We start from the raw sequence: 25,520 nt of genomic DNA on the forward strand, positions 1-25,520 counted from the left end.
GGCAGGACGACTCGACAGGACTTGAGGAGCGGTCAATGGGTGGCAGACAGCGTCCGCCGAGAGCGCGGACCCCTCGCCAGGGCAGGCCCGTCGGCGCCCGCCCGCGGGTGAACTCCCGGGCGGAGTTCGCCCGCATCGAGGGGTTCCTGGCCTGGGAGGCGGAGGTCGCGGCGGCCGAACGGGACGCCCGCGCGTTCGCCGCGCAGTTCCCGTGGCTGCCGGCGGCGGAGCGGGAGAGCCTCGAACAGGCCTACGCCGCCGACCGGTTGCGCTACGCCGAGGAGGTCGTCGACCGCGCGGTCGAGCGCTGCCGCCGACTGGCCGCCCGGTACCGCGTCGAGTGCCGCCGGATCTGCGCCCGCTGGGCGGCGCTCTGCCTCTCCGTCACCGTGGCGGCGGCGCTGTTCGCCGTCGTCCCCGCCGTCCTGCGCGGCTGAGCGGTCCCGGGCCGCCGTCCACCGGCCCGGGCACGACGAGGGCCCGCCGCACCGGGAACGGTGCGGCGGGCCCTTCCGCGTGTCGTCGCGTGCCGGGGACGCGGGTCAGTGGTGGCCGTGGCCGCTGCTGATCTCCTCGCGCTCCTCGACGGTGGGCTTGGCGATCTGGCTGTCCCTGCCGTAGAAGCCGCGGGAGAGCTTCACCCGCAGGCGGGTCCACAGCCCGGCCTTGCGGGCCACCCCGTTCTCGTCCACCTCGGGCGGCAGCTCGGAGGGCCGGGGCTGGTCGTGGGCGGTGAGGGTGAAGAGGCGGCCCGGCGGCAGCGGGGCGTGCACCTCGACGAACTCGCCGTGCTGGAGCCGGTTGATGACGCCGGTCTCCCGGCCGTGCAGCACCTTCTCCTTGTCCCGCCGCTGGAGGCCCAGGCACCACCGCTTGGTGATCACGAAGACGACGATCGGCACGGTGAAGAAGCCGATCCGCACCGCGTAGGTGATCGCGTTGATCGAGAGGTGGAAGTGGGTGGCCAGCAGGTCGTTGCCGCCGCCGGCCAGCAGGAGCAGGTAGAGGCTGATCCAGGCCGCGCCGAAGGCGGTGCGGACCGGGGCGTTGCGCGGCCGGTCGGCGATGTGGTGCTCGCCCCGGTCCCCGGTGATCCAGGCCTCCAGGAAGGGGTAGCCCCAGATGACCAGCAGCACGAGCGGGAAGACCATCAATGGGATGAACACCCCGAGGTTGAGGGTGTGGCCGCCCCAGACGCTGATCTCCCAGCCGGGCATCACGCGGATCAGGCCCTCGGAGAAGCCCATGTACCAGTCCGGCTGGGCGTCGGTGGAGACCTGGTCCGGACGGTACGGGCCGTACGCCCAGATCGGGTTGACCGTGGCGATCGCGGACATCACCGCGACCACGCCGAACACGAGGAAGAAGAAGCCGCCCGCCTTGGCCGTGTAGACCGGCAGCAGCGGCATGCCGACCACGTTCTTGTTGGTCCGGCCGGGCCCGGCGAACTGGGTGTGCTTGTGGTAGAAGACCAGGATCAGGTGCGCGGCGAGCAGGCCCACCATGATTCCCGGGATCAGCAGGATGTGGACGCTGAACAGCCGGGTGATGATGATGGTGCCCGGGAACTCGCCGCCGAAGAGGAAGAACGACAGGTACGTCCCGACGATCGGGACGGCGAGGATGGCACCCTCCATGAAGCGGATGCCGGTGCCGGAGAGCAGGTCGTCCGGCAGCGAGTAGCCCATGAAGCCGTCGAACATGCCGAGGATCAGCAGCAGGGCGCCGAAGACCCAGTTGATCTCGCGCGGCTTGCGGAACGCGCCGGTGAAGAAGACACGCATCATGTGGGTCAGCATCGAGGCGACGAAGACGATCGCCGCCCAGTGGTGGATCTGGCGCATCAGCAGGCCGCCGCGCACGTCGAAGCTGATCTTGATGGTCGACGCGTAGGCCTCGGACATCGGGATGCCGCGCAGGGGGACGTACGTCCCGTCGTAGACGACCTCGCCCATGCTCGGCGTGAAGAACAGGGTCAGCCAGACGCCGGTGAGGATGATGATGACGAAGGTGTAGAGCGCGATCTCGCCCAGCATGAAGGACCAGTGGTCGGGAAAGATCTTGCGGAGGTTGGACTTGGCCAGGGAGTAGATGCCCAGCCGGCCGTCGGTCCAGTCGGCCAGGGACTCGGCCATGTTGTCGGGGTTGGCGCGCGTGCTGGTCACCGGTCCCGGCTGCGACTGCTGGTCGGTTCTCACGACGGGCTCCCCGGCGTCCTCGGCGAACCGTGCTGGAGGCCCGCCGGCGGGAACGCCGGCCGGCGAAGTGTTGTGATCATGGGACCTCTCGATACGGGCCCGCCGGCCGGACCGGCGCGCGGACCAGGTGTTCCACTGGACCCGTTGCTCAGGGTGATGGAGCGCTTACTCTGTCATGCTGTCGGCAGGGGGCCGACTGTGCACGTCCATCGGGCCGTCCGGCCGCTCGTGTCGGGCCGGACGGGGGCTCCTGACGCCCGATCGGATGGCCGCCGCCCGGCCCAACGGGTGCCGATGCTGCGGTCGAGTGCCGCTGAACCGTTTCGGCGCGCGCCGCGGCCGGGCGTGGCGCGGTCCCGGGCCTACGCTGCGCCAATGGTGGATCACCGTGAACTCTTCGAGGACGTCACCGAGGCCCTGGCCCGCGCCGGGTTCGACACCGGACCGGGGCCCTCACCGCTGTGGATCGACCGTCACCCCGAGGGCGTGGTGGTCGGCTGGACGCCGGGCGCGGAGCCGGGCGGGCCGCCCTCCCGGGAGGCGCTCGCGGCGCTGAGCGGCGCGGCCGCGGTCGTGCTCCGCGAGTGCGGCTACCTCGTCGCCGGGACGGAGGAGGGCGATCTGCTGGTGCGTTGCGCCGAACCGGTGACGATCCCGGACGCGTCCGACTCCGAGCCGGAGCCGGTGCCGGAGCAGTGGTGGGGGTGACCCGGGCCTCCTGACGATCCCTCCGGTCCTCCGGAGGGCCCGGCGGGCCCGGTGTCCCGTGCGCCGGGCCCGCGTGCTTGCGGCGGGGGCGCTCAGTCGTCGAGCGTGAAGCCGATCACCGCGCCGCCGCCCTCACGGTTGGCGGCGAAGGCCGTCCCGCCGTGCGAGCGGGCCACCTCGTGCACGATGGCCAGGCCCAGCCCGGACCCCGGCAGGCTGCGAGCGGCGGTGGCCCGGTAGAAGCGGTCGAACACCCGGTCGAGGTCGGCCGCGTCGATGCCCGGGCCGCGGTCCCGGACCTCCACCCGCGGGCCGCGCACCACCACCTCGATCGGGCCGGTCCCGGACGGGTCGAACTTCGCGGCGTTGTCCAGCAGGTTGCCGACCGCGCGGGCCAGCGCGTCCGGCCGGGCGGTGACCACGGTTCCGTCCGCGTCCACCGCGATCTCCCGGTCGCTGCGCCGCCGGGCCTGGGCGGCGGCCTGCCGGACCACCTCGGCGAGCACCACCTCGGTCGGCTCCTCGTCCGCCCGGCGGTCCGCCGCGAGCGCCACCAGCTCCTCCACCAGCTGGGTCAACTCGCGGGACTCCTCGACCAGATCGGCCATCAGCGCGGCGCGTTCGGCCGGCGGCAGCCGGTCCAGGCCGGGCAGCACCGAGAGGTTGGTGCGCAGGCTGGTCAGCGGGGTGCGCAGCTCGTGTCCGGCGTCCTGCACCAGCCTGCGCTGGTTCTCCTTCGCGGTGGCGAGCCGGACCAGCATCCGGTCGAAGGCCCGGCCGAGCCGGCCCACCTCGTCCGTTCCGGCGGCAGGCACCGGGACGTCCAACCGCCCGCTGTCGGCGACCAGTTCGGCCGCCTCGGTGAGCCGGACCAGCCGACCGGTGATCCGCCCGGCGAGCAGCCGGCCGGCCCCGCCGGCGAGCGCCGCGACGACCGCGACCAGGGCCGCCGTGCGGTCCCGCAGGGTGGTCAGCAGCTCCTCGGTGGGCCCGACCTGCTGGATGATCTGGACCGCGCCGCGCCGACCGCCGAGCGAGACCACGCCGACCCGGTAGGCGTCGCCGTTCCGGTGGCGCAGCCCGGTGGAGGTACGGCCGGGCTGCTCGGCCCGGGCGAGGTCGTAGTCGCCCGGCGTCGGCGGCAGGTCGAGCTGTGCGGTGCCCGGCAGCACCCGGCCGTCGGGGGCGAGGGACTGGGTGGTGACCCGGATCGGGCGCACCAGGTCGTTGCTCAGGCCGCTCGGGCCGGCGAAGTCGCCAGGGAAGAGGACCTGCCGCTCGACCTGCCGGTCGACGGAGTCGACGGCGGCGGTGAAGTCGGCGGTCTCGTCGTCCCGGATCAGCCGGGCGGCGGCGTGGTAGCCCAGGGCGCCGATCAGTACCGCGACCAGTGCGGCCATCGCGGCGAAGGCCAGCGCGAGGGTGGTGCGCAGGCCCGGGCGCGGCAACCGCGGGAGGCGGCGGGCGGGGCGTGGCGCCCCGGGGACGCGGCGGGGCGGGCGCGGGGGCCGGGGCCTCGCTCGGCGGGCGGGGCCGGTCACGGCTCGCGCAGGGTGTAGCCGACGCCGCGGACGGTGTGGATCAGCGGTACCAGGCCCGGGCGGTCGAGCTTGCGGCGCAGGTAGCCGATGAACACCGCGAGGTTCTTGGAACCGGGGCCGAAGTCGTAGCCCCAGATCCGCTCGTAGAAGGTGGCCTGGTCGAGGACGGAGCCGGCGTGCCGGGCGAGCAGCTCCAGCAGGTCGAACTCGGTGCGGGAGAGTTCGAGCTCCCGCCCGGCGCGCCAGGCCCGCCGGGCCGGCGGCTCGACCCGCAGGTCGGCGACGGTCAGCACCTCGGTCGCGGGCTCGGGCGGGTGGCGCCGCAGCAGGGCGCGCAGCCGGGCGAACAGCTCGTCCACGTCGAAGGGCTTGACCAGGTAGTCGTCGGCGCCGGAGTCGAGGCCGGCGATCCGGTCGGCGACCTCGACCCGGGCGGTGAGCATCAGCACCGGGGTGCGGTCGCCGGCCGCGCGCAGCCGGCGGCAGACCTCCAGGCCGTCCGGCCCGGGCATCATCACGTCGAGCAGCAGGACGTCCGGGCGCTGTTCGGCGAGGACGGCCAGGGTCTGGGTGCCGTCGGCGGCGACCCGCACCCGGTAGCCCTCCAGCATCAGGGCGCGGGCGAGCGAGTCACGGATGGCCCGGTCGTCCTCGGCGATCAGCACGGTGTGCGTCATGGCGGAGATTCTCCCTGACGTGCTCACGGCGTGTCCGGGCGGCCCCGGGGTGTTCGTGCCCGCCCCGGGGCCGCCCGTGCCGGCCACCCCTTTTGCGTAGTGCTTCGCGGGCGTACGGTAGCCGTACGGTGGCGCGCCGCCGGGTGGGCCGCCTGGTCCGAGTCGGCACGCCCTGCCGGAGGCCGCGATGGCAGACCGGATGGCCTTCTTCACCACCCCGCGCGCGGAGCGGGCGCGCCGGGACGCGCGGGAACGGCTGGGGGACTGGCAGGAGGTGTACCGGCCGGGGGACCTGCTGCCGCTGGTCGGCGGGCAGGCGGGGCGGTGCATGGACTGCGGGCTGCCGTTCTGCCACCACGCCTGTCCCCTGGGGAACCTGGTACCGGACTGGAACCGGCTGGTGGCGCAGTCGCGGGCGGGCGGGGAACCGGGGGAGGGCACCGGGGAGGGCGCGGGAGCGGGAGGGGACTGGCGGGCGGCCGCGGCACGGCTGCTGGCCACCAACAACTTCCCGGAGTTCACCGGGCGGCTCTGCCCGGCGCCCTGCGAGAGCGCCTGCGTGCTGGCGATCGACGGTGCCGCGGTGACGATCAAGAACGTGGAGCTGGCGATCGCCGACCGGGCCTGGGAGGCGGGCTGGGACAGCCCCCGCCCGCCCGACCGCCCCGACCGCCCCGATCGGTCCGGCGGGCATCGGATCGCCGTGATCGGCTCGGGCCCCGCCGGAATGGCCGCCGCCCAGCAGCTGACCAGGGCCGGGCACGCCGTCACGGTCTACGAGCGGGCCGACCGCGCGGGCGGGCTGCTGCGGTACGGCATCCCGCCGTTCCGGCTGGAGAAGCACCGGCTGGAGCGCCGGCTCGACCAGCTGCGGGCCGAGGGCACCACCTTCCGCACCGGCGTACAGGTCGGCCGGGACGTCCCGGGCGAAGAACTGCGGGCGGGGTACGACGCGGTCGTGGTCGCGGTGGGCGCGGGCGCCTGCCGGGAACTGGCGGTGCCGGGGCGGGACCTGCCCGGGGTGCACCAGGCGATCGAGTACCTGACCTGGGCGAACCGGGTGGACGAGGGCGACTGCCCGGTCCCGCCGGTGTCCGCCGAGGGGCGGGACGTGGTGATCGTCGGCGGTGGGGACACGGCGGCCGACTGCCTGGGAACGGCGCTGCGCCAGCGCGCCGCCTCGGTCACCCAACTGGACATCAACCCGCGTCCGCCGCAGGGGCGGGCCTCCGGACAACCCTGGCCGGTGCACCCCAAGGTGTACCGGGAGACCACCTCGCACGAGGAGTCCGGCGCGGCAGAGGCCGGGCCCCGGGTGTTCGCGGCGACCACCGTGGGCTTCGAGGCCGGCCCGGACGGCCGACTGGCCGCCGTCCGCTGCGCCGAGGCCGAGCCGGCCGACCGCAGCCCGCGGACCGGCACCGAACGGACCCTGCCCGCGCAGCTGGCGCTGCTCGCGCTGGGCTTCACCGGGCCGGAGCCGGACCGGCGGCTGTTCGCCCAACTCGGCCTCACCACCGGGCCGGAGGGCACCCTGGCCAGGGACGACGGCTTCGCCACGGAGGCGGAGGGCGTGTTCGTCGCGGGGGACGCCGGGCGAGGGCAGTCACTGATCGTCTGGGCGATCGCCGAGGGGCGGGCGGTGGCCGCGGCGGTGGACCGGTACCTGCGGGGGTGGACGGAGCTTCCGGCGCCGATCCGGGCCTCGGCGCGGGCGCTCACGGTGTGAGGGACCGTTGGCATCCGCGCCGGGTCTGCGGGTTGGGCCTGCGGGTTGGGCCTGCGGGTTGGGCCTTGGGGTGGGCTTCGTCGGAGGCGTCAGGCCGATCGGGCTGGGTGTCAGAACGGCGGCAGGGGGTGGGGAGCACGCCCTCGACGCTGCCGATGGCGTCGCCGGGTACCGGGTCGGACGCCGCCCGGGCGGGGACGGAGTCCGCAGGCAGGAGCCATCGAATCGGGTACGTACGGTCTTTGCTACGATCCGGCGGGGCGGGCTTCGGGAGTCGCCCGTCGGGAGTTGTGCGTACCAGGGGCCGGAGGGCGGGGACATGAGTGCGGGTGAGCCAGCGGTGACGTGGGTCGAGGTCCGCTACACCCCGACGGCCGCCGACTTCGGGGAGGCCTTCGCGGCGTGGCACCGGCACACGGTGGTCGGGCGCCGGGCGCGGCGCGCCAGGTTCACGGTGGCCGCCGGAGCGACGGCGGTTGCCGGGCTGCTCGCCGTCGTCGGCGGGGCGGCGCTGCTGCCGGCCGTGGCCCTGGTGGTGTTCGCGCTGCTGGTGGCGTTCGAGTGGCCCCGGTGGCGGGTGCGGCGGATCGTGCGGGCGGCGGCGGACAAGGGCGAGTTCAGGATCCTGCTGGACGACTACGGGGTGGTCGTCAGCACCGCGGCCGGGGACACCGAGCTCGATTGGCCGGAGCAGCGGTATTTCCTGGAGACGCCGAGGCTGTTCCTGCTGCTGGGCGGCAAGGAGGAGACGGGGGTGCTGACCACGCTGCCCAAGCGCGGGGTCGAGGACGTCCGGCAACTGGCGGAGCTGATCGAGCGGCACGCGACGGCGCTCGTCCTGGACTGAGCGGTGGCCCCTGAGGTGGGGCCGCTTTGGCGGCTGGTGCGGCTGGCGCTGCTGGTGCGGTTGGCGTGTGGGGCGCGTGGAGCGTGTCATGGGGTGGGCTCCGCCGTGGCCGGCTCGGTGCGGTGCGCCCGCTGGTCGTAGCGCCAGAGCGCCGGGAGTGCGGCGGACAATGCGGCCGAGCTGCCGAGGCAGAGCAGGCCGCCGGTACGCAGCGCCGCCCGGATGCCCTGGCGGGCGGCGAGTCCGCCGGCCCGCAGGTCGCCCAGGGCCGGCCCGGCGGAGCCGATCAGCATCTCCAACCCGGCCGCGCGGCCCCGGAGTTCGTCCGGAATGGACTGGTTCCAGATGGCGCTGCGGAAGGTGTCGCCGATCCAGTGGGCGCCACCCGCGACGGTCAGGCAGAGCAGGACGGCCCACAGGCCCGGGGCGAACGCGGCCGCCGCCGTCGCCGCGCCGACCAGGGCGGCGGAGAGCAGGACCAGTCGGCCGTGCCGGTGGACCCGCTCCGCCCACCCGCCGGTCGCGGCGGCGATCAGGCTGCCGACCGCGCCGGCCGAGTAGAGCAGCCCGAGCGCCCAGGTGGCGTCCAGGTCCGCGGCCAGGAACGGGAAGAGCGCGGTGGGCAGGGCGAAGACGGCGGCGGCGAGATCGGCCAGGTAGGTGCCGATCAGGTCGGGCCGCCGGGCCGCGTACCGGGCGCCGTCGAGGAACTCGGCGAGCTGAGGCGCCTCGGCGTCCCGCTCCGGGGGGACCGGTCGGACCCGGGCGAGCAGGGCGATCGAGAGCAGGAAGGTGCCGAGGTCGACCAGGTACGCCGCCGGGACGCCGGCGGTCGCGATCAGCAGGCCGGCCGCTGCCGGGGCGGCCACGCCGCCGATGCTCCAGCGCAGCGAGAGCAGGGCACCCGCCGCCACCAGCTGGTCCTGGGGCACCAGCCGGGGGACCATCGCCTCGACCGAGGGCTGCTGGATGCCCTGGAGCGCCGCCGCCACGCCGGCGGCGAGGTAGAGCGGCCAGACGGCGGGGGTGCCGAGCAGCGCGTTGGCCAGCAGCAGGGCGCTCAGCGCGGCCAGGGCGACCTCGGTGGCCAGGGCGACGGTGCGGCGGTCGGCACGGTCGGCGAGGACGCCGCCGTAGAGGCCGAACAGGAGGGTGGGCACGAGTTCTACCGCGCCGACCGCGCCCACGGCCAGCGGGGAGCTGGTGAGGTCGGCGATCTGGAGCGGGATCGCCGTCATGGTGAAGATCGAGCCGAGCAGGGTGACCGTGCCGGAGGTCCACGTCAGCCGGAAGTCCCGGGAGGACCGCCAGGGCGCGGTGTTCGGCAGCAGCCGGGACCGGAAGCGGTTCGGTCGGGCGGTCGTGTTCGGGTGGGCGGTCGTTTCCGGGTGGGCGGTCGTGTTCGGTCCGGAGGGTGTGTTCGGTCCGGAGGTCATGAGGGGTGGGATCCCTTCGTGGCCGTCGGTGTCGCGACGGCTGTCCTTATCGCTGATAAATTCCAGCTTGGGAACTTATCGGCGATAAGGTGGGCTGGCAAGCGGATAACCGCCGACAACTGCCCGGTGACCAGGAGGCCGATCGGATGGCGTTGCAGCGCGACGAGGTGGTGCGCACGGCGCTGCGCCTGCTCAACGAGGAGGGCATCGACGGACTGACCACCCGTCGGCTCGCCCGTGAACTCGGCGTCCAGTCACCGGCGTTGTACTGGCACTTCAAGAGCAAGCGGGAACTGCTCGACCTGATGGCCGAGGCGATGCTCGCCGAAGCCCTCCCGCCCGACCGCGAGCCGGACCCGGCGCACTGGCCCGAGTGGGTCGCCGCCGACGCCCGCGCCAAGCGCAACGCCCTGCTCGCCTACCGCGACGGCGCCCGGGTGCACGCCGGAACCCTGCCCACCGAGGACGAACTCCCGGCAGTGGAAGCCCAGTTGAGCGCCCTCTGCGGAGCAGGGCTGCGCCCGCGAACGGCGCTGCGACTGCTGCTGACCGTCGACCGGTACATCATGGGCTGGGTCACCGAGGAGCAGGCCTGGCGACAGGACGCCGCGGACCGCGAGCGGCCACCGTTCCCGGACGAGGCCCTGCGTGAACTCCCGTTGCTGCGCGAGGCGGTCGACGTGCTGCGGATGACCGACCACGACGCCGACTTCGAGTACGGGCTGCGGGTGCTGATCGAGGGGTTCCGGGCGGAGATCGCGCGGGAGGCGGCGGAGGGTGCTCCGGCGTCGGGTCGGGGTTCGGAGGTGGGCCGAGGTTCGGCGTCGGGTCGGGCCTCAGGGGCGGGCCGGGCTTCGGGGGAGCAGTCCTCGGATGGGCTAACGTGACCCCATGACCACCCTCGATGCCCGCAGCACGGCCCTGGTCCTGATCGACCTGATGGACCGGATCGTCGCCAACCCGCTCGCGCCGCGCACCGGTTCGGAGGTGGTGAAGGCCTCGCTCGAGCTGGCCCGGGAGTTCCGGGCGGCGGGTGCGCTCGTGGTCGCGGTACGGGTCGAGCGGCCGAACGTCACCGAGCAGCCGCCCGGGAGCGAGCTGCTCGCGGAGGTCGCGGCGGCGGCCGACGAGGTCGTGGTGAAGCGCACCATCGGCGCCTTCCAGGGCACGGGTCTGGACGAGCTGCTCCGGGCGCGGGGCGTGGAGACCGTGGTGTTCGCCGGGATCGCGACCAACCTCGGCGTGGAGTCGAGCGCCCGGGCCGCCGCCGACCACGGCTACCAGCTGGTGTTCGTCGAGGACGCGATGGCCGCGCTCACGGCGGAGGAGCACCGGGCGTCGGTGGAGCTGGACTTCCCGCGCCTCGGCGAGGTCGTCGCGGCGGCGGACCTGCGGGTGGGGTGAACCGGGAGAGGCTGGGCGCCGCCGGGTGAGGCGGGGGGCTGCTACGGCCGGGTGAGGTGGGGCTGCTACGGCCGGGTGAGGTGGGGCTGCTACGGCCGGGCGAGCCGGAGGGCTTCGCGCAGCCGTCCGTCCGAGGCTGTGAGCAGCCGGGCGGCGGTGGGGGCGTCCACGTCCGCGAGCAGGGACAGGATCGCGTCCTTGGCCCGGCCGCCGGTCGCGGTCAGGGCGCGGTCGACCGTGGTCCCGTCGGCGCCGGTCGCCTCGGTGACGATCCGTCGGGCGCGGGCGCGCAGCTTGTCGTTGGTCGCGCGGAGATCGACCATCAGATTTCCGTACGTCCGGCCGAGCCGGACCATCACGGCCGTGGAGATCAGGTTGAGCACCAGCTTCTGTGCTGTGCCCGCCTTGAGCCGGGTCGATCCGGCCAGCACCTCCGGGCCGACCTCCACCTCGATGCCCAGCTCGGCCGCGGCCGCGAGCGCCGAGCCGCGGTTGCACGCCAGCCCGACGGTCAGTGCCCCGCCCGCCCGCGCGGCGCGGACGGCGGCCAGCGGGTAGGGCGTGCGGCCGGACGCGGAGACGCCCACCAGGGTGTCGGCGGGGCCGAGGGCGAGCGCGGCCACGTCGGCCTCGGCGAGGTCGGTGCGGTCCTCGGCGCCCTCGGCCGCCGCGGTGACGGCCGAGCGCCCGCCCGCGATCAGGCCGACGACCAGCGCCGGATCGGTGCCGAACGTCGGCGGGCACTCGACGGCGTCCAGCACGCCGAGCCGCCCGGCCGTCCCCGCTCCGGCGTAGACCAGCCGACCACCACGCGCCATCCGGGCGGCCACGGCGTCGACCACGGCGGCGATCCGCTCCAGTTCCCCGGCGACGGCGGTGGGAACCGTGTGGTCCTCGGCGTTCATCAGGCGCAAGAGCCCGAGGGTGGGCAGCTGGTCGATCGCGGCCCAGTCGGGGCGGACGGTCTCGGTCGTGGGTACGGCGTCGCCACTCATGCCCCTGTGCACCTCTCCATGGCCCGCTCGCTTCGCCCGCTCGCTTCGCCCGCTCGTGTGTGCACTTCGCCCGCCCATGCGCGCACCTCGCTCGCTCATGCGCGCACCTCGCTCGGCAAGGTAGTCGCCCACGCGCACCGCTCCATGACTCGCTCGCTCATGCGGCGAGCCTCCCCGGGTGAGGGGCGTCCGAATCGGGGCAAGCGCGGAGTGAGGGAGGTGATGGCCGTGGAACCGACCGTCGCCGGACTGCTGGACCGGTTCGGCCGCACCTACGCGGAGGAGGCCGGGATCACGCTGCGCGACAAGCCCTCGCCGCTCTACCGGCTGCTCGTCCTGACCGTGCTGTGCTCGGTGCGGATCGGCGCCGGCACCGCGACGGCGGCGGCCCGGGAGCTGTCGGCCGCCGGGCTGCGGACCCCGCGCGCGATGGCGGACGCCCGCCGCGGGACGCTGATCGCCGCTTTGGGCCGGGCCCACTACGTGCGCTACGACGAGAGCACCGCCACCGCGCTCGGCCGGGGAGCCGGGCTGCTGCTCGACCGCTGGCACGGCGACCTGCGGCGGATGCGGGACGAGGCCGCCGGCGAGCCTGGGCGGATCGGCGAGCTGCTCCAGGAATTCCCCCGGATCGGCCCGGTCGGTGCCGGGATCTTCCGGCGCGAGGCGCAGGCGGTCTGGCCCTCGCTGCGGCCGTACTTCGACGAGCGGGTGCTGGTGGAGGCCCGGACGCTCGGACTGCCGGGCGAACCGGACGGACTGGCGGCGCTGGTCGGGCCGGGGGACCTGGCCCGGCTGGCGGCGGCGCTGACCAGGGCGAGCCTGGCGCACGTGGGGGCCGGGTGACGGGCGGGTCGCCCGGGCGCTGGGCTGGGCCCGCCGTTCCGGGACGGGGCTGCTCCGGTCGGGCCGGAGGAGGGCCCGACCGTATGGAGGGTGCCTGCCGGTCGGGCCGGCTACCCGGTCAGGCCATCCAGAAGAAGACGGCCGTCATCCGCCGCTCGGCCAGGTCGGTGCCGTAGTAGCCGGTGGCGCTGTGGATCAGGTTGGCGTGGTAGAGGAGCAGTTGGTTGTAGCGGTTGGGGACGCGGACGTCCTCGGTGAAGTGGTCGGCCGGCACGTGGCGGGTGCCGAGCGCCTCGACCAGGTTGTTGTGCGGGGCGTTGACCAGGTTGCCGCCGAGGCGGCCGCCGGGGAACTGCTGGCGGTAGAAGCTGGTGCCGGCGTCCTTGGGGGCGCCGGGGCTGAGGTAGAGGACGGCAGCGTAGCGGCACAGCGCGCGGGAATCGGTGTGCGGGCGGGACTCCGACTCCCCGGCGCCGACGACCTGGACGCAGTTGTGGTTGAGCGTGCCACCACCCGGGGTGCTCTGCACCCAGAGCCGGGAGGCGCCGGTGGCCTTGCGGACCAGCGACTCGACCCGGGCCAGCTCCTCGGGTTCCAGGCCCGGCATGGTGCGCAGTCCGGGCCAGGTCTCGGGGCGGTGCGGGTAGCCCTCGGTCCAGTCCCCCCGGGCCAGGCAGCGCTCCCGGACGGCGTCCGGGTCCGGCAGCACGTTGTCCAGGACCCAGTAGTCCCTTCCGCGGGTGGGCTTGCGGTAGGGCAGAACCGGCAGGGTGGTCGGCCTGATGGGCTGTGAGGGCATGGGCCGACCATAGAGGCGGTGATCGTCAACCTTCTGCCGTGAGCAGGTCAACCTTTCGTCAAGGGTGCCCAGGTCCGGGCAGCGGGCCCAGTGCCGGGGCCCCGGCGCGGTGCGGCTCGGTGTGGTGCGGCTCGGTGCGCTGCGGTGCTCGGGAGTCTCAGGCTTCCCGTACGGCGAAGGTCCCGAGGGCGCCCTCCAGGCGGTCGTAGGCCTGGACCGCCGAGGGGTGGACCGCGGCGGCGATCGCCGCCTGCTCCTCGCCCGCCAGGGTGCGGCGGAACACCTCGGCGAACACCGCCCGGTCGACGGCGGCGAGCAGCGCGGCGGCGACCCGGCACTCGAAGCCGACGGGTATCTCGTGCACCGCCTCGGCCAGCGCCTCGGCGAGTGCCGTCTCGCTCTGCTCGTGCAGCTCGCGCAGCCGGGCGCCCAGCGCGGGGCTGTCGAAGACGGTGCGGGCGAAGGCCGGCCCGGAGAAGCCGAGCCGGGCGTCGTGCCGGTCGAGCCCGGCGAGGCAGTCGCGGCGCAGCGCGGCGAGCGCGGACTCGCCCGGCGCGCGCTCGGCGACGGCTCCGGCGAGCCGGAGGGCGAGCTCCTCGTGCAGGTCGAAGAAGAGGTCCTCCTTGCGCGGGAAGTGGTTGGTGACGGTCATCTTGGCGACGCCCGCGGCGGCGGCGACCTCGGCGATGGTCGTGCGGTCGAAGCCCCGCTCGATGAAGAGCCTGGTCGCGGCGTGCGAGATCGCCTCACGGGTGCGGCGCTTGTTGAGCTCGCGCAGGTTCGGAGTCGTCCCGGTCTCGGTCATGCCGGGGAGCCTAGCGCACGAAGCTGGGTCGAGCACAGGAATTAGATTTGACCCAGTTGCTGGGTCCGTCCTAAGTTCTTCCCGGGTGGCCGGAGCGGCTGCCCGGGTGAGGGTCCGAAGGTGTTGCCGGGTGGGCGTCGGAATCGACCGCACGCGGCTTCGGGGGCCGCTCGCTCAAGGGGCGACCAGGGGAGGGCGCATGACCACATCCGTCACCGGGAAGGGCCGGCCGGCAGGGGTCCGGGAGGGGGAGCCGGAGCCGATCCCACCGGGCCTGTGGAAGATGGGCGGGGTGCTCGCCCTGGGGCCGGTGCTCGCGCTGTTGGACAGCACGATCGTCAACGTCGGCATCGACTCCGTCGGCCGCGATCTGCACAGCTCGATCGCGGAGGTGCAGTGGGTGGCCACGGGGTACCTGCTGGCGATCTCGCTGACCATGCCGCTCTCGGGTTGGGCCGCCGGTCGCTTCGGGGGGCGGCGGGCGTGGCTCGCCTCGGTCGTCCTGTTCGTGCTCGGATCGGCACTGTGCGGCCTGGCCTGGTCGACGGGCAGTCTGATCGCCTTCCGGGTGCTGCAGGGGATCGGCGGCGGGATGATTCAACCGCTCGGCCAGGCGATCATCATACAAGCGGCTGGGCCGTCCAGGGTCGGGCGGGTGATGGGCACCCTGATGCTTCCGATCAGCCTGGCCCCGGTCCTGGGGCCGATCCTCGGCGGGCTGGTGCTGGAGCACTTCGACTGGCGTTGGATGTTCCTGCTGAACGTGCCCGTCGGGCTGTTGATCCTGCTGCTCGCCGCCCGCTGGCTGCCGGCTGACGAGGCGTCGGACGCGCCGAAGCCCCGGTTGGACGTGACCGGTCTGGTGCTGCTCTCGCCCGGGCTGACCGGGCTGGTCTACGGGCTCTCGACGATCGGTGAGGGTGCGACGGCCGGCTGGGCCGCCCTGGTGGCCGGTGCGGTGCTGGTCGCGGTCTACGGCTGGCACGCGCTGCGGGTGGGGCGCGAGGGTGCCCGGACGCCGCTGATCGACCTGCGGCTGTTCGCCCGGCGCGGCTTCACGGTGGCGACGGCGAACAGCTTCCTGCAGGGCGCCGCGCTCTACAGCTCGATGTTCCTGGTGCCGCTGTACTACCAGCAGCTGAGGGACGCCAGCGCGGTGGAGGCCGGTCTGCTGCTGGCTCCGCAGGCCCTCGGTACGGCGGTCACCGCCATGCTGGCCGCCCGGCTGACCGACCGCGTCGCGCCGCGTCCGCTGGTCCTGATCGGCATCGCCTGCTCCCTGGTCGGCACGATCGCGTTCACCCAGCTGGGCAGCGGCTCCGAGCCGGCCGGCTGGCTGATCGCCGGCTCGCTGGCGCTGCGCGGCGCGGGCATGGGGATCATCGCGATCCCCGGTCTGGCCGCGGTGTACGGGAGCGTCGAGAAGGCCCAGGTGCCGACGGCGGCAGGTGCCGTCAACGTACTGAACCGGGTGGGCGGGGCGCTCGGCACGGCGGTGCTGACGCTGGCGCTGCAGCAGGCGCAGGCCGGGCACCCGGGCCGGCCGGGCGCGGCCTTCGGCGAGACCTTCTGGTGGGTGCTGGCCCTGTCCGCGCTCGCCATCGCTCCGGCGCTGCTCTACCCGAACACCCGCCGGTCCGGCTGACCACCGCCTGGTTCCCCGCCACCACCCAGACCTGGAGGTACCCGTGTCCACCCGTCACCCCGGCGGCCTTCGTCTGCTCAGCGTCCACGCGCACCCCGACGACGAGTCCAGCAAGGGCGCGGCCACCCTCGCCCGGTACGCCACGGAGGGCGTGGACGTCCTGGTCGCCACCTGCACCGGCGGCGAGCGCGGCTCGGTGCTCAACCCGGCCATGGACCGGCCCGAGGTCCGGGCCGACATCACCCGCGTGCGGCGCGAGGAGATGGCGGCCGCCAGGGAGATCCTCGGTGTGCGCCAGCGGTTCCTCGGCTTCGTCGACTCCGGGATGCCCGGGCCGGACGAACCGCTCCCGGAGGGCTGCTTCGCCGCCGAGCCGGTGGAGCTCGCGGCAGCGGCGCTGGTCGCGCTGATCCGGGAGTTCCGCCCGCAGGTGGTGATCACCTACGACGAGACCGGCGGTTACCCGCACCCGGACCACGTGATGACCCACCGGGTCACGGTGGCGGCCGTCGAGGCCGCCGCCGATCCGGAGCGCCATCCCGAACTGGGCGAACCCTGGCAGGTCTCCAAGCTCTACTACCACCTGGCGCTCTCCCGGGCCTGGTTCCAGGCCATGCACGAGGCCATGGCGGAACGGGGCGTCCCCTCGGAGATGGGCGAGCTGCTCGCCGGCTGGCCCGACACTCCGCCGGCCCTGGCCACCACCACCCGGGTGGCCTGCGCCGAGCATTTCGCCGTACGGGACGCGGCGATGCTGGCGCACGCCACCCAGGTCCAGCCGGGTGTGGCCTTCATGGCCCACCCTCGGGACATCGAGCGCGAGGTCTGGCCGACCGAGGACTACCACCTGGCCCGGAGCCTGGTGCCGGCGGCGGGTGCGGCGGTCGGGGAGGGCGGGATCGAGACCGACCTGTTCGCCGGGCTACGGGCGGAGGTGGGCGCGGGATGACCCTCACGGTGGTCGTGGCGGCGCGGGCCGTCGCGGCCCTGCGCGGTGGTGCGACGGCCACCGTCCGATCAGCACTGGCCGTCGGCGAGCACGTAGTAGCCCGGGCCGGTCTGCTTCAGGGTGTGGGTGACGAAGGTGTTCCAGAGCCCCATGCTCTGGCCCGAGCCGAGTGCGTAGGTCAGGCCGCCGCTCTGGGTGGCGCGGCCGGCCGAGACGTGCGCGTAGTTGCTGGCGGTGAAGCACTGGGAGGTGCCCCCACCCGGGGTGGTCGCCGTCACCGCCGCCGACCGGGGGCCGGCCGCGCCCGCCCCGTCGACCGCCGCCACGCTGTAGCTGTACGTGGTGCCGGCCGCGAGCCCGGTGTCGGTGAAGCTCGTGCCGGTCACGCCGCCCACCTGGCTGTCGTTGCGGAAGACCTGGTACGAGGCCGCCCCGCTGACGGACTGCCAGCCGAGGGCGACCGAACCGGGGGCAGCGGTCGCGGTCAGCCCGGTCGGGGCCGGCAGTCCGGGGTCGGTGGGCCCGGAGCCGCCGTCCAGTCCCCAGAACTGCGCGGTGTAGTAGCCCGAACAGATGGTGTCGAGGAAGTAGGCACCGGTGGCCCCGCACTGGTCGGCCCCGGAGCCCGGGTCGACGGCCAGGCCGTGGCCCATCCCGCTGATCGTGAACAGGGCCACGGCGGGCTTGCCGCTCGCATCTGCGTAGAGCTCCTGGGTGGTGCCGCCGGGCAGGCTCCGGGTGCTGGTCGGCTGGCGGCCGACGCCCTGGACGTTCGTCCACTGGTCCCGCAGCTCGGTGGCGTTCACCGGCCTGACCACCGTGTCGGCCGTGCCCTGCCAGATCGCCACCCTGGGCCACGGCCCGGTGTAACCCTGGTACGCGGCCCGGACCTTGTCGCCCCACTGTGCCGGGGTGAGCCCCTGGTCGGAGTTCTGGCAGCCGGAGGCGGCGGCCTGGGTGGTGGCGCAGTGCGCGGGCAGCCCCGAGTCGATCGCCCCGCCGGCGAACACCTCGGGGTAGTCGGCCAGGAGGTCGGCGGCCATTCCGCCGCCGGCCGAGAGCCCGGTGACGAACACCCGGTGGGCGTCCGATCCGTACAGGGACTCGGCCTTGGTGACCATCTCGACCACCGATCGGGCCTCGCCGACGCCCCGGGCGGCCTTGCTCGCGTCGAACCAACTGAAGCAGGAGAGGCTGTTGTTGGCGCTGCTGGTCTGCGGGAACACCACCGCGAAGCCGTACTGGTCGGCGAACTTGGTCCAGCCGGAGTTGCGGTAGTAGTCGGTGGCGCTCTGGACGCAGCCGTGCAGCGCGACCACCAGGGGGGCGCCGCTGGGCAGCCCGGCGGGGGTGTAGGTGTACATCGCGAGGTTGCCCGGGTTGGTGCCGAACCCGGTGACCTGCTGGAAGCTGCCGCCCGTGGCCGCCGCCACGGAGGGTGCGGCGGAGGCCGGGGCAGGAGAGGCCGGGGCGGTGGGCGTGGTGGGGGAGGCGACGGCAGTGGCGGGTGCGGCGGTGCCGAGCGCGAGAGAGACGGCGGTGAGCAGTGCCGCGGCGGTGGGGCGCAGTGGCATGGGGACTCCATCGTGGGGGAGGAGTGGGGGTCGGTCCCGTGCAGCGTGGCGCGCCCGCCGCGCCGGTGCCATGTGGCGGTCATCCGGGGTCCGCCGCCCGCGCATGGCGCAGGCCGCCATGTCCTGCGGCCCCGCCCCGCGCCATCGGAGTGCCGAAGGCCGTATCTGCCCCGCACCGGAGGGAACTTGAGACGAACGGCCGGACCGGGCAGGTTGATCCCATGACTATCGACGAGATCGTGATCGAAGGCCCCCAGCCCACGAGCAGCCTGGAGCAGCGCACCCGGACCCACACCTGGACCTCCGGTCGGCCGGTCACCGACTATGCCCACCTGACCGGAGAGGAGATCCTGCTGGAGTGGATCGCCGGGCGGATCCCGGAGCCCTCGATCTGCAGCACCATGGGCTTCCACCTGACGGAGGTGAAGCCGGGGACGGCGGTGTTCGAGGGCGAGCCCGGGGACCACGTCTACAACCCGATGCACACCGTGCACGGCGGATACCTCGCCACCCTGCTCGACTCGGCCCTCGGTTGCGCGGTGATGAGTCGGATGCCGGCCGGGGTTGGCTACACCACCACCCAGCTCAACGTCCACATGCTGCGCCCGCTGTTCGCCGACTCGGGGAGGCTGCGCTGCGAGGGCGTGGTGCTGCACCAGGGCCGGACGATGGCGACGGCCGAGGCCAGGGTGGTGGGTGTGGAGAACGGCAAGCTCTACGCGCACGCCACCACCACCTGCGCGATCCTGGCTCCCCGCCCGTCCGCCTGACCGGGCGGCCTCGATACCCGAACCGGAAACGCGTGGGCCCCGGCCGCTGTGGCGGCCGGGGCCCGGGGCGGCGGTCCGTGCTGGTCAGCGGTCCGTGCTGGTCAGCGGGCCGCGAGGAGTCCGCTGAGGGCGATGAGGCCGCAGATCCCGAAGTTGATGATCTTGTGGGACAGGAAGATCGCGGCGAACTCGCGGATGGTGGCGCTCGGCCAGTAGTAGCGGGCGGTGGGGGAGCCGAAGACGTGGCCGTTGACGCCGGTCTGCCGGGCGAGCAGGGCGGCCCGGAAGGCGTGGAAGTTGTTGGTGACCACGACGCAGCGGTAGTCGGGCTTGGCCTGCTCCATGATGGCCTTGCTGAACAGCAGGTTCTCCTCGGTGGTGCGCGAGCGGTCCTCCCGCTCGATGTGCTCCTCGGGGAAGCCGCGCTCGACCAGGTAGTCGGCCATCGCGTGGGACTCCGGCAGCTTCTCGTCCGGCCCCTGGCCGCCCGAGGCGATCAGCACCGGCGGGTTGCCGCGGGCGGCCTGCTTCTCGTACACCTCGCGGCCCCGGTTCAGTCGGCTGGCGAGCAGCGGCGGGACGCGCTCGCCGCCGATCAGCCCGGAGCCCAGCACGATCACGAAGTCCACGTCCCGGCGGGGCTGGTGGCGGCCGTAGAGGAACGCGTAGCCGATGAAGCAGGTGAAGAGGAAGGAGACGTAGCCGATCACCAGGAGAAGGGTGCCGACCACGATCCCCAGCCGGGTCGAGCGGATGGCGATCGCCACGAACAGCATGGCGATGACGGCGAGGATGCCCAGTCCGGCGAGCAGGGAGAGCAGGTTGGCGGGCCGCCTGCCCTCCTTGCGGATCATGGTGAGGCCGTTGGCGATGAGGAACCAGATCAGGGCCGCCGTGCCGAGGGTCGGCAGGAGGAAGATCGCCACCATCGCGATCTCCACCACCAGCGTGGGCGCCTTGCGGAGTTCGGCGAGTACGGCGAGGGAGAGCAGCGAGACGGCGATGCCGAGCAGGATGGCGTTGCTGAACTGGCGACGGTCGCGTAGTACCCCGATTCCGAACAACAGGAAGAACAGGGCGGCTGGGGCATAAGCGATCATGGTCGTAATTGTAGGTTTCTCCGGTCGGGTCATGGATGGTGAAGGCCTGACGGCCACGCAGCCCGCGAGGCCTCAGGCGAAGCGGTCGATCGCGGCCAGGACCGCATCTCTCATCCGCGGACTCCCGGTGTGCCCGGACTCGTCGATGACCGTCAGCCTGGCGTCCGGCCAGGCCTTGGCCAGCTGCCAGGCGGTGGCGAGCGGGCCGCCGAGGTCCAGCCGGCCGTGGATCAGTTCGCCGGGGATTCCGGCCAGCCGTCCGGCGTCGCGCAGCAGTTGGCCGTCCGGCAGGAAGGCCCGGTGCGAGAAGTAGTGCGCGGTGATCCGGGTGAAGGCCATCAGCGCGTCGGAGGGGCGGTCGGTGTACGCGTTCGGCTTGCCGAGCGTCTCGTGCGAGATGACCGCGTCCTCCCAGGTCGCCCAGGCGTTGGCGGCGGCCCGCCGGACCGACTCGTCGGCGCTGTCGAGCAGCCGGCTGTAGGCGGCGAGCAGCTCGGAGGTGTCCCCGTCGCGGTCGGCGGGCGGAAGGAAGTCCCGGAACTCCTCCCAGGGTCCGGGCAGGAAGCGGCCCACGCCGCGGTAGAGCCAGTCGGTCTCCTCGGGGCGGGTCATGGTGACCCCGCAGATCACGATCGCGGAGACCCGTTCCGGGTGGGCCTGCGCGTAGGCGAGGATCAGCGTGGATCCCCACGAGCCGCCGTACAGCAGCCACTTGTCGATGCCGAGGTGCTCGCGCAGCCGCTCCATGTCGGCGATCAGGTGTGCGGTGGTGTTGTGTTCCAGGCTGGTCGACGGGTCGGCGGCGTGCGGCCGACTGAGCCCGCAGCCCCGCTGGTCGAACTGGACGAGGTGGTAGCGCTCCGGGTCGAAGTACCGCCGGGAGCCCGGGCTGTGGCCGGAGCCGGGCCCGCCGTGCACCACCACGGCCGGCCTGCCCGCCGGGTCGCCGGAGGCGTTCCAGTGGATCTGCTGCCCGTCGCCGACGTCCAACAGGCCTTGCGCGTACGGCTCGTAGAGGGGGTACAGCTCGGGCATCGGTGACTCCTCCGTGGTCGGACGGGCGGGCCCGGAGAGCCTACCCGGGTGCCGGAACCGGGGGTTCGGTCCGCCGCCAGGGGTTCGGCCCGCCGTCGGAGGAGGCGGGCCGAGGAGGGCTGCCGCGCGGGAGTCGCCGAGGCGGGGCGGCTCAGCGTCGCTCCGGCGGCAGCAGGGCCGCCAGGCCGTCGAGGACCCGCTGGACGCCGAACTCGAAGCGGGCGTCCATGTTCGGCTCGGTGAGGTCGTCGGCGAGAGCGACCAGGTTGGGGAAGGTCTCGGCGGGCAGGGCGCGGAACAGGTCCCCGGCGGCGTCGGCGATGTCCCGGCGGCTGGTGCCGAGGACCTCGGAGGCCGAGATCGGCGACTGCTCCTGGAGCACGAACCCCTGGACGAAGGCGCCCAGCAGATAGCTGGCCATGGCGGCGTCGGCGTCGGAGAAGCCGGCCGCGCGGAGCCGGTCCAGCTGGCCCTCCATCAGCCCGAGCAGGTTGGGCCCGGGTGCGAGCCGGCCGGCGACGACCTTGGCCGCGTCCCGGGTGTCGAGCAGCAGGCGGCGGTAGCGCCAGCAGTACGCGTGGAACTGTTCGCGCCAGCCGCCCTCGCGCGGCGGGGGTTCGGCGGAACCCATCACCGCGTCGGTGAGCAGGTCGAGCAGTTCCTGCTTGTTGCGGACGTGCCAGTACAGCGAGGCCGCCTTGACGCCGACCTCGGCGGCGACCTTGCGCATGGACAGCCCGGCCAGGCCGTCCCGTTCCAGGATCCGCAGGGCGGCCTGGGCGAGGGCCTCCCTGGTCAGGGCGGGGGTCGTTCCGTCGGGTCCGGGCGTTCCGGTGTGGTTCTGCGGCATGGGTGTGCGGACGCCTCCGGCTGCGTGGTGGATTCCCGCTTGCAATCTAACACCGTTAGGTGCGATCGTGACTGCCGCGCCACCCCCTAACAGTGTTAGGGGCTCATCATTCGGAGGGAACCCATGGAGGAGTCGAGCGCCCGCCGGGCGCGGCTCGCGCTGCTCACGCTCTGCGTCACCATGTTCATGTCCATGCTGGACAACGTCATCGTCAACAACGCCCTGCCCCGCATCGGCCGGGACCTGGACGCCGGAATCAGCGGTCTGCAGTGGGTCGCCGAGGGCTACAGCCTGGTCTACGCGGCCTTCGTGCTGACCGGCGGCGCGCTCGGCGACCGCTACGGCCGCACCCGGGTGTTCCGCCTCGGCCTCGCCCTCTTCACGCTCGGTTCGGCCCTGGCCGCGCTCGCCGGGACGATCGGCGTGCTGGTCGGCGCCCGGATGCTCCAGGGTGTGGGAGCCGCGCTGCTCACCCCGGGCAGCCTCACCCTGATCCGGCACGTCTTCACCGAGGAACAGGAACGGGCCAAGGCCATCGCCACCTGGTCCGGGGTCTCCGCGCTCGGCCTCTCGGTCGGCCCGGTGGTCGGCGGCCCGATGGTCGAACACCTCGGCTGGGCCAGCGTGTTCTGGATCAACGTGCCGATCGGCGTCGCCGGCCTGCTGCTCGCCGTCCGGGTGCTCCCGGACATCCCGCCGCGCGCCCGCCGGATCGACCTCGGCGGCCTCGCCCTGTCCGCCCCCGGACTGGGCCTGCTGGTCTACGCCCTGATCGAGGGCCCCTCCCGGGGCTGGACCGACGCCCGGGTGCTCGGCTGCGGTGCCGCGGCCGCCGTGCTGCTGCTCGCCTTCCTGCTGCTCGAACTGCGCCTCGCCGAACCGATGCTGGAACTGCGGCTGTTCCGCGACGGGATGCTGGGCGGCGCGCTGCTGAGCGGGTTCGTGGTCAGCTTCGGGATGTTCGGCGCGTCGTTCTTCCTGCCGCTGATGATGCAGGGCACCCTCGGCTGGTCCCCGGCCGCGGCGGGCTACGCCGGGCTGCCGATGACCGCGATGCTGGTGGTCGCCGCTCCGCTCTCCGGCCGGCTGACCGCCCGCCACGGGCCCCGGCTCCCACTGGTCCTCGGCCTCCTCCTCTGCGCGGCCGGCCTCGGCGGCCTGTCGCTGTACGGCGATCACGCCCGCTACCCGGAGTACCTGTGGACGCTGGTCGCGATGGGCCTCGGGATGGGGCTGACCTTCACTCCGGTGTCGATCGGAGTGATGCAGCGGGTCACCCCGGCGCAGGCGGGGATGGCGTCGGCGGCGATCAACACCCTGCGCGAACTCGGCGGCGTGCTCGGGATCGCCGTGCTGGGCGCCGTCCTGACCAACCGGCTGACCGACTCCCTGACGGCGGCCCTGCACCGGCTCGGCGTCCCGCCGGACGCCGTCGGGCCGATCGCGGACGCGCCCACCGGCGCGGTGCACGGCGGTGGCGCGGCGGCGGCACTGCCCGGTCCGCTCCGGGAGGCGGTGGACGGTGCCTTCGTCGACGGCATCCACCTCGCCGTGCTCTGTGGGGCGGTCGCGCTCGCGGTGACCGCCGGCCTGGTCGCCGTCCTGTTCGGACGGGCCCGTCCGGTCGTCGCGCCGGAGGCAGTCCTTCCGCGACCGGCGGAGCCGGCCGGGGCCCGCTCCGCCTGATCGGCGGCCCGGTCGCCCGTACCGCACGCTCCGGACCCGCCCGTCGCCGCTCGTCGCACCGGTCGCCGCACGGACCGTCGCACCGGTTGCCGCACGGACCGTCGCACCGGCGGTCGGTCAGCGGATGCCCTCGATCGCCGCCTGCGCCCTGCGGGCCAGCTCGCGCCGGGCTCCCGCCCGGGCGGGCTGCGGGCCGGGCGCCGGTACCGTCGGCAGGAAGGTCACGTCGGCGACCAGTCCGCGGGCCGCGACCACCCGGGCGAGCGAGGTGAGCAGCCCGTCGTCCCCGATGAAGGCGGGCACGCTGGTCGGCCGCCCGTCCGACAGCCGGTACCGGATCCTCACCGGCTGGACGTCGGCCCCCGCCTCCACCGCCGCCTGGAACAGGGCGGGCCGGAACCGGCCGCTCTCCCGCCCGCACCAGGTCGACCCCTCCGGGAAGACGATCACCGGTTGCCCGGAGCGCAGCACCTCGGCCACCGCCGCGACCGTGTCCGGCAGTGTCCGCAGCCGGTCGCGGTCCAGGAAGACGGTGCCGCACCAGGCGATCAGCGGGCCGAGCACCGGCCACTGCCGGACCTCGGTCTTGGCCAGCGACCGGCCCGGACGTCCGGCGGCGAGCAGCGGTATGTCCAGCCAGGACACGTGGTTGGCCACCACGAGCACCCCGCCGCCCGCGCCGTCGCTCGTTCCGTCGCCCGTTCCGTAGGCTCCGGTGAGGTGGACGCTCACCCCGAGAGCGCGCAGCACCACCCGCGCCCAGAACCGGACCAGCCGGATCCGGACGCGGTACGGGAACAGCCGGACCGGCAGGATGAGCACGACCCCCGCCAGTACGGCGGCCAGACAGGCCGTCAGCCGCAGCGCCCGCCGGGGGTGGGAGACCTCCGGCGAGGCGTCGGCCAGGCAGGTCTCGGGCCGGCAGGTCGCCGTGGGCAGCCAGACACTCATGACGAGGCGCCCGAGGCGGGTACGCCGGACAGGAAGTGCCGCAGGTAGCGCGGGTCGGTGCGCTCCAGCGACAGCAGCACGTACAGGTCGGCGCAGTCGAAGTCCGGGTCGTACGCGGGCTCGCCGCAGACCCAGGCGCCCAGTCGCAGGTAGCCGCGGAGCAGGGCCGGCAGGGCGCCCCGCTCGGCGCGTGCCACTCCGGTGGCGTCCCAGCGGCGGTGCGGGGTGACCCGGTACTCCTCGGGCGCCAGGTACTTGGCGCTGACGGTGTCCCAGACCCGGGCCGCGGTGGCGCCGCCGTCCGCCAGCTCGATCGAGCAGCAGCCGCCGACCCAGGTGTTGCCGGTGTCGGCCAGGTAGCGCGCGATGCCGCCCCACATCAGGTTGATGACGGCGCCGTTGCCCCGGTGCTCCGGGCTGATGCAGGAGCGCCCGAGCTCGACCAGGCCGGGGCGGACCGGCGCGAGCGCGGAGAGGTCGAACTCGCCGTCGGAGTACAGCCGGCCGGCCCGGCGGGCGGCCTCCGGGCGCAGCAGCCGGTAGGTGCCGACGACGGTGCCCTGCTCGCCCTCGCGGACCAGCAGGTGGTCGCAGAACTCGTCGAACGGGTCGACGTCCAGGCCCTCGACCGGGCTGTGCAGCACCGCGCCCAGCTCGGCGCCGAAGACCTGGTGACGCAACCGCTGGGCGGCACGCACGTCGTCCTCGTCGCGGGCGAGGGAGACGGTGTACGTGGCCGGGGCGGCCGGGGCGGCGGGCCGGGGGCGAGGAGCGGGGACCGCCGGGGCGTCATGGGCGGGGGTGACTGCGGACGGAGCGTACGTGGGGACGGTGGTCATGGCGGACCCTCCAGGGCAGCACGATCGGCGGTGCCGTGGGTCACCAGGGCACCGTTCCGGTCCGCAGGCGGTTGAGCATGGACGCGAACCGGTCCCCGTATGTCTCTCCGAATCGGTTGGCATTTATGTTGCGGCC

Annotated in this window: 24 protein-coding genes; 11 read left to right on the plus strand and 13 right to left on the minus strand. The window is 74.0% G+C overall.

Going from position 1 to position 25,520, the window contains the following annotated elements:
• Positions 1-35 precede the first annotated feature (35 nt).
• Positions 36-437 carry a cytochrome C oxidase subunit I gene (locus ACFWP2_RS24715; protein WP_380454992.1) on the plus strand — a complete coding sequence of 134 codons (402 nt, stop codon included), beginning with the start codon at positions 36-38 and terminating at the stop codon, positions 435-437.
• A 105-nt stretch (positions 438-542) separates the two neighbouring features.
• Here the strand turns inward: ACFWP2_RS24715 and ACFWP2_RS24720 are convergent, their stop codons facing one another.
• Complete coding sequence (locus ACFWP2_RS24720; RefSeq protein WP_380455120.1) at positions 543-2,135, minus strand: cytochrome bc complex cytochrome b subunit; 1,593 nt, start codon at positions 2,133-2,135, stop codon at positions 543-545.
• Between the two features lie 438 nt (positions 2,136-2,573).
• Here ACFWP2_RS24720 and ACFWP2_RS24725 point away from each other — a divergent pair, with 438 nt between their 5' ends.
• Positions 2,574-2,906, plus strand: coding sequence for a hypothetical protein (locus tag ACFWP2_RS24725; RefSeq protein WP_380454994.1), 333 nt, complete (start codon positions 2,574-2,576; stop codon positions 2,904-2,906).
• A gap of 92 nt (positions 2,907-2,998) precedes the next feature.
• Here ACFWP2_RS24725 and ACFWP2_RS24730 read toward each other — a convergent pair whose 3' ends face one another.
• Both ACFWP2_RS24730 and ACFWP2_RS24735 read right to left on the minus strand, forming a co-directional pair.
• A complete protein-coding gene (locus tag ACFWP2_RS24730) occupies positions 2,999-4,354 on the minus strand; it encodes an ATP-binding protein (protein ID WP_380454996.1) in 1,356 nt (451 codons plus the stop codon).
• Between the two features lie 89 nt (positions 4,355-4,443).
• Complete coding sequence (locus ACFWP2_RS24735) at positions 4,444-5,124, minus strand: response regulator transcription factor (protein ID WP_380454998.1); 681 nt, start codon at positions 5,122-5,124, stop codon at positions 4,444-4,446.
• A gap of 187 nt (positions 5,125-5,311) precedes the next feature.
• On the opposite strand from ACFWP2_RS24735, the gene ACFWP2_RS24740 reads away from it, so the two are divergent.
• Both ACFWP2_RS24740 and ACFWP2_RS24745 read left to right on the plus strand, forming a co-directional pair.
• On the plus strand, positions 5,312-6,853 hold the full coding sequence (locus ACFWP2_RS24740) for a glutamate synthase subunit beta (protein WP_380455000.1): 1,542 nt from the start codon (positions 5,312-5,314) through the stop codon (positions 6,851-6,853).
• A gap of 340 nt (positions 6,854-7,193) precedes the next feature.
• Positions 7,194-7,700 carry a YcxB family protein gene (locus ACFWP2_RS24745; RefSeq protein WP_380455002.1) on the plus strand — a complete coding sequence of 169 codons (507 nt, stop codon included), beginning with the start codon at positions 7,194-7,196 and terminating at the stop codon, positions 7,698-7,700.
• An 86-nt stretch (positions 7,701-7,786) separates the two neighbouring features.
• On the opposite strand, the gene ACFWP2_RS24750 is transcribed toward ACFWP2_RS24745, so the two are convergent.
• On the minus strand, positions 7,787-9,136 hold the full coding sequence (locus ACFWP2_RS24750) for an MFS transporter (RefSeq protein ID WP_380455004.1): 1,350 nt from the start codon (positions 9,134-9,136) through the stop codon (positions 7,787-7,789).
• 146 nt (positions 9,137-9,282) lie between these two features.
• On the opposite strand from ACFWP2_RS24750, the gene ACFWP2_RS24755 reads away from it, so the two are divergent.
• Together ACFWP2_RS24755 and ACFWP2_RS24760 are read left to right on the plus strand one after the other, a co-directional pair.
• Complete coding sequence (locus tag ACFWP2_RS24755; protein ID WP_380455006.1) at positions 9,283-10,023, plus strand: TetR/AcrR family transcriptional regulator C-terminal domain-containing protein; 741 nt, start codon at positions 9,283-9,285, stop codon at positions 10,021-10,023.
• A gap of 4 nt (positions 10,024-10,027) precedes the next feature.
• Complete coding sequence (locus tag ACFWP2_RS24760) at positions 10,028-10,540, plus strand: isochorismatase family protein (protein WP_380455008.1); 513 nt, start codon at positions 10,028-10,030, stop codon at positions 10,538-10,540.
• 89 nt (positions 10,541-10,629) lie between these two features.
• Here the strand turns inward: ACFWP2_RS24760 and murQ are convergent, their stop codons facing one another.
• Positions 10,630-11,535, minus strand: a complete 906-nt coding sequence (murQ, locus tag ACFWP2_RS24765) for an N-acetylmuramic acid 6-phosphate etherase (protein ID WP_380455011.1) — start codon at positions 11,533-11,535, stop codon at positions 10,630-10,632.
• 222 nt (positions 11,536-11,757) lie between these two features.
• Here murQ and ACFWP2_RS24770 point away from each other — a divergent pair, with 222 nt between their 5' ends.
• The gene (locus ACFWP2_RS24770; RefSeq protein ID WP_380455013.1) at positions 11,758-12,381 is read left to right on the plus strand and encodes an endonuclease; all 624 of its coding nucleotides are present in this window, start codon (positions 11,758-11,760) and stop codon (positions 12,379-12,381) included.
• Between the two features lie 118 nt (positions 12,382-12,499).
• Here the strand turns inward: ACFWP2_RS24770 and ACFWP2_RS24775 are convergent, their stop codons facing one another.
• Both ACFWP2_RS24775 and ACFWP2_RS24780 read right to left on the minus strand, forming a co-directional pair.
• A complete protein-coding gene (locus tag ACFWP2_RS24775) occupies positions 12,500-13,180 on the minus strand; it encodes a DUF6445 family protein (RefSeq protein ID WP_380455015.1) in 681 nt (226 codons plus the stop codon).
• 157 nt (positions 13,181-13,337) lie between these two features.
• On the minus strand, positions 13,338-13,985 hold the full coding sequence (locus ACFWP2_RS24780) for a TetR/AcrR family transcriptional regulator (RefSeq protein WP_380455017.1): 648 nt from the start codon (positions 13,983-13,985) through the stop codon (positions 13,338-13,340).
• A gap of 199 nt (positions 13,986-14,184) precedes the next feature.
• Here ACFWP2_RS24780 and ACFWP2_RS24785 point away from each other — a divergent pair, with 199 nt between their 5' ends.
• Positions 14,185-15,630 carry an MDR family MFS transporter gene (locus ACFWP2_RS24785; protein WP_380455019.1) on the plus strand — a complete coding sequence of 482 codons (1,446 nt, stop codon included), beginning with the start codon at positions 14,185-14,187 and terminating at the stop codon, positions 15,628-15,630.
• A 43-nt stretch (positions 15,631-15,673) separates the two neighbouring features.
• Entirely contained in the window at positions 15,674-16,579 is a 906-nt protein-coding gene (mca, locus tag ACFWP2_RS24790; RefSeq protein ID WP_380455021.1) for a mycothiol conjugate amidase Mca, read from the plus strand.
• Between the two features lie 68 nt (positions 16,580-16,647).
• On the opposite strand, the gene ACFWP2_RS24795 is transcribed toward mca, so the two are convergent.
• Positions 16,648-18,153, minus strand: coding sequence for a PHB depolymerase family esterase (locus tag ACFWP2_RS24795; protein ID WP_380455023.1), 1,506 nt, complete (start codon positions 18,151-18,153; stop codon positions 16,648-16,650).
• Between the two features lie 221 nt (positions 18,154-18,374).
• Here ACFWP2_RS24795 and ACFWP2_RS24800 point away from each other — a divergent pair, with 221 nt between their 5' ends.
• The gene (locus tag ACFWP2_RS24800; protein WP_380455026.1) at positions 18,375-18,923 is read left to right on the plus strand and encodes a PaaI family thioesterase; all 549 of its coding nucleotides are present in this window, start codon (positions 18,375-18,377) and stop codon (positions 18,921-18,923) included.
• A gap of 101 nt (positions 18,924-19,024) precedes the next feature.
• On the opposite strand, the gene ACFWP2_RS24805 is transcribed toward ACFWP2_RS24800, so the two are convergent.
• The 3 genes from ACFWP2_RS24805 to ACFWP2_RS24815 all read right to left on the minus strand — a co-directional run bounded on the left by ACFWP2_RS24805 (position 19,025) and on the right by ACFWP2_RS24815 (position 21,908).
• The gene (locus ACFWP2_RS24805) at positions 19,025-20,023 is read right to left on the minus strand and encodes a YdcF family protein (RefSeq protein WP_380455028.1); all 999 of its coding nucleotides are present in this window, start codon (positions 20,021-20,023) and stop codon (positions 19,025-19,027) included.
• A gap of 72 nt (positions 20,024-20,095) precedes the next feature.
• Positions 20,096-21,058 (minus strand): prolyl aminopeptidase, encoded by a 963-nt coding sequence (pip, locus tag ACFWP2_RS24810; RefSeq protein WP_380455030.1) that lies wholly within the window; start codon positions 21,056-21,058, stop codon positions 20,096-20,098.
• Positions 21,059-21,209: 151 nt separating this feature from the next.
• Entirely contained in the window at positions 21,210-21,908 is a 699-nt protein-coding gene (locus tag ACFWP2_RS24815) for a TetR/AcrR family transcriptional regulator (RefSeq protein WP_380455032.1), read from the minus strand.
• 123 nt (positions 21,909-22,031) lie between these two features.
• Here ACFWP2_RS24815 and ACFWP2_RS24820 point away from each other — a divergent pair, with 123 nt between their 5' ends.
• Positions 22,032-23,594: an MFS transporter gene (locus tag ACFWP2_RS24820; RefSeq protein ID WP_380455034.1), complete on the plus strand. Its 1,563-nt coding sequence runs from the start codon at positions 22,032-22,034 to the stop codon at positions 23,592-23,594.
• Positions 23,595-23,711: 117 nt separating this feature from the next.
• Here ACFWP2_RS24820 and ACFWP2_RS24825 read toward each other — a convergent pair whose 3' ends face one another.
• Entirely contained in the window at positions 23,712-24,545 is an 834-nt protein-coding gene (locus ACFWP2_RS24825; RefSeq protein WP_380455037.1) for a lysophospholipid acyltransferase family protein, read from the minus strand.
• The gene (locus tag ACFWP2_RS24830) at positions 24,542-25,384 is read right to left on the minus strand and encodes a GNAT family N-acetyltransferase (protein WP_380455039.1); all 843 of its coding nucleotides are present in this window, start codon (positions 25,382-25,384) and stop codon (positions 24,542-24,544) included. Before ACFWP2_RS24830 ends, ACFWP2_RS24825 begins: the two co-directional genes overlap by 4 nt.
• Positions 25,385-25,520: the final 136 nt, after the last annotated feature.

Source organism: Kitasatospora sp. NPDC058444, from assembly GCF_042721415.1.
GTDB lineage: Bacteria > Actinomycetota > Actinomycetes > Streptomycetales > Streptomycetaceae > Kitasatospora.

Excerpts from the sequence above, each read along its gene's own strand:
- ACFWP2_RS24800 (WP_380455026.1), top strand. The coding sequence starts at position 18,375 with ATGACTATCGACGAGATCGTGATCGAAGGCCCCCAGCCCACGAGCAGC.
- ACFWP2_RS24725 (WP_380454994.1), top strand. The coding sequence starts at position 2,574 with ATGGTGGATCACCGTGAACTCTTCGAGGACGTCACCGAGGCCCTGGCC.
- ACFWP2_RS24825 (WP_380455037.1), bottom strand. The coding sequence starts at position 24,545 with ATGAGTGTCTGGCTGCCCACGGCGACCTGCCGGCCCGAGACCTGCCTG.
- ACFWP2_RS24775 (WP_380455015.1), bottom strand. The coding sequence starts at position 13,180 with ATGCCCTCACAGCCCATCAGGCCGACCACCCTGCCGGTTCTGCCCTAC.
- ACFWP2_RS24740 (WP_380455000.1), top strand. The coding sequence starts at position 5,312 with ATGGCAGACCGGATGGCCTTCTTCACCACCCCGCGCGCGGAGCGGGCG.
- pip (WP_380455030.1), bottom strand. The coding sequence starts at position 21,058 with ATGCCCGAGCTGTACCCCCTCTACGAGCCGTACGCGCAAGGCCTGTTG.
- ACFWP2_RS24795 (WP_380455023.1), bottom strand. The coding sequence starts at position 18,153 with ATGCCACTGCGCCCCACCGCCGCGGCACTGCTCACCGCCGTCTCTCTC.
- ACFWP2_RS24750 (WP_380455004.1), bottom strand. The coding sequence starts at position 9,136 with ATGACCTCCGGACCGAACACACCCTCCGGACCGAACACGACCGCCCAC.
- ACFWP2_RS24755 (WP_380455006.1), top strand. The coding sequence starts at position 9,283 with ATGGCGTTGCAGCGCGACGAGGTGGTGCGCACGGCGCTGCGCCTGCTC.
- murQ (WP_380455011.1), bottom strand. The coding sequence starts at position 11,535 with ATGAGTGGCGACGCCGTACCCACGACCGAGACCGTCCGCCCCGACTGG.
- ACFWP2_RS24785 (WP_380455019.1), top strand. The coding sequence starts at position 14,185 with ATGACCACATCCGTCACCGGGAAGGGCCGGCCGGCAGGGGTCCGGGAG.
- ACFWP2_RS24815 (WP_380455032.1), bottom strand. The coding sequence starts at position 21,908 with ATGCCGCAGAACCACACCGGAACGCCCGGACCCGACGGAACGACCCCC.
- ACFWP2_RS24830 (WP_380455039.1), bottom strand. The coding sequence starts at position 25,384 with ATGACCACCGTCCCCACGTACGCTCCGTCCGCAGTCACCCCCGCCCAT.
- ACFWP2_RS24735 (WP_380454998.1), bottom strand. The coding sequence starts at position 5,124 with ATGACGCACACCGTGCTGATCGCCGAGGACGACCGGGCCATCCGTGAC.
- ACFWP2_RS24715 (WP_380454992.1), top strand. The coding sequence starts at position 36 with ATGGGTGGCAGACAGCGTCCGCCGAGAGCGCGGACCCCTCGCCAGGGC.
- ACFWP2_RS24770 (WP_380455013.1), top strand. The coding sequence starts at position 11,758 with ATGGCCGTGGAACCGACCGTCGCCGGACTGCTGGACCGGTTCGGCCGC.
- ACFWP2_RS24780 (WP_380455017.1), bottom strand. The coding sequence starts at position 13,985 with ATGACCGAGACCGGGACGACTCCGAACCTGCGCGAGCTCAACAAGCGC.
- ACFWP2_RS24820 (WP_380455034.1), top strand. The coding sequence starts at position 22,032 with ATGGAGGAGTCGAGCGCCCGCCGGGCGCGGCTCGCGCTGCTCACGCTC.
- ACFWP2_RS24805 (WP_380455028.1), bottom strand. The coding sequence starts at position 20,023 with ATGATCGCTTATGCCCCAGCCGCCCTGTTCTTCCTGTTGTTCGGAATC.
- ACFWP2_RS24760 (WP_380455008.1), top strand. The coding sequence starts at position 10,028 with ATGACCACCCTCGATGCCCGCAGCACGGCCCTGGTCCTGATCGACCTG.
- ACFWP2_RS24720 (WP_380455120.1), bottom strand. The coding sequence starts at position 2,135 with ATGGCCGAGTCCCTGGCCGACTGGACCGACGGCCGGCTGGGCATCTAC.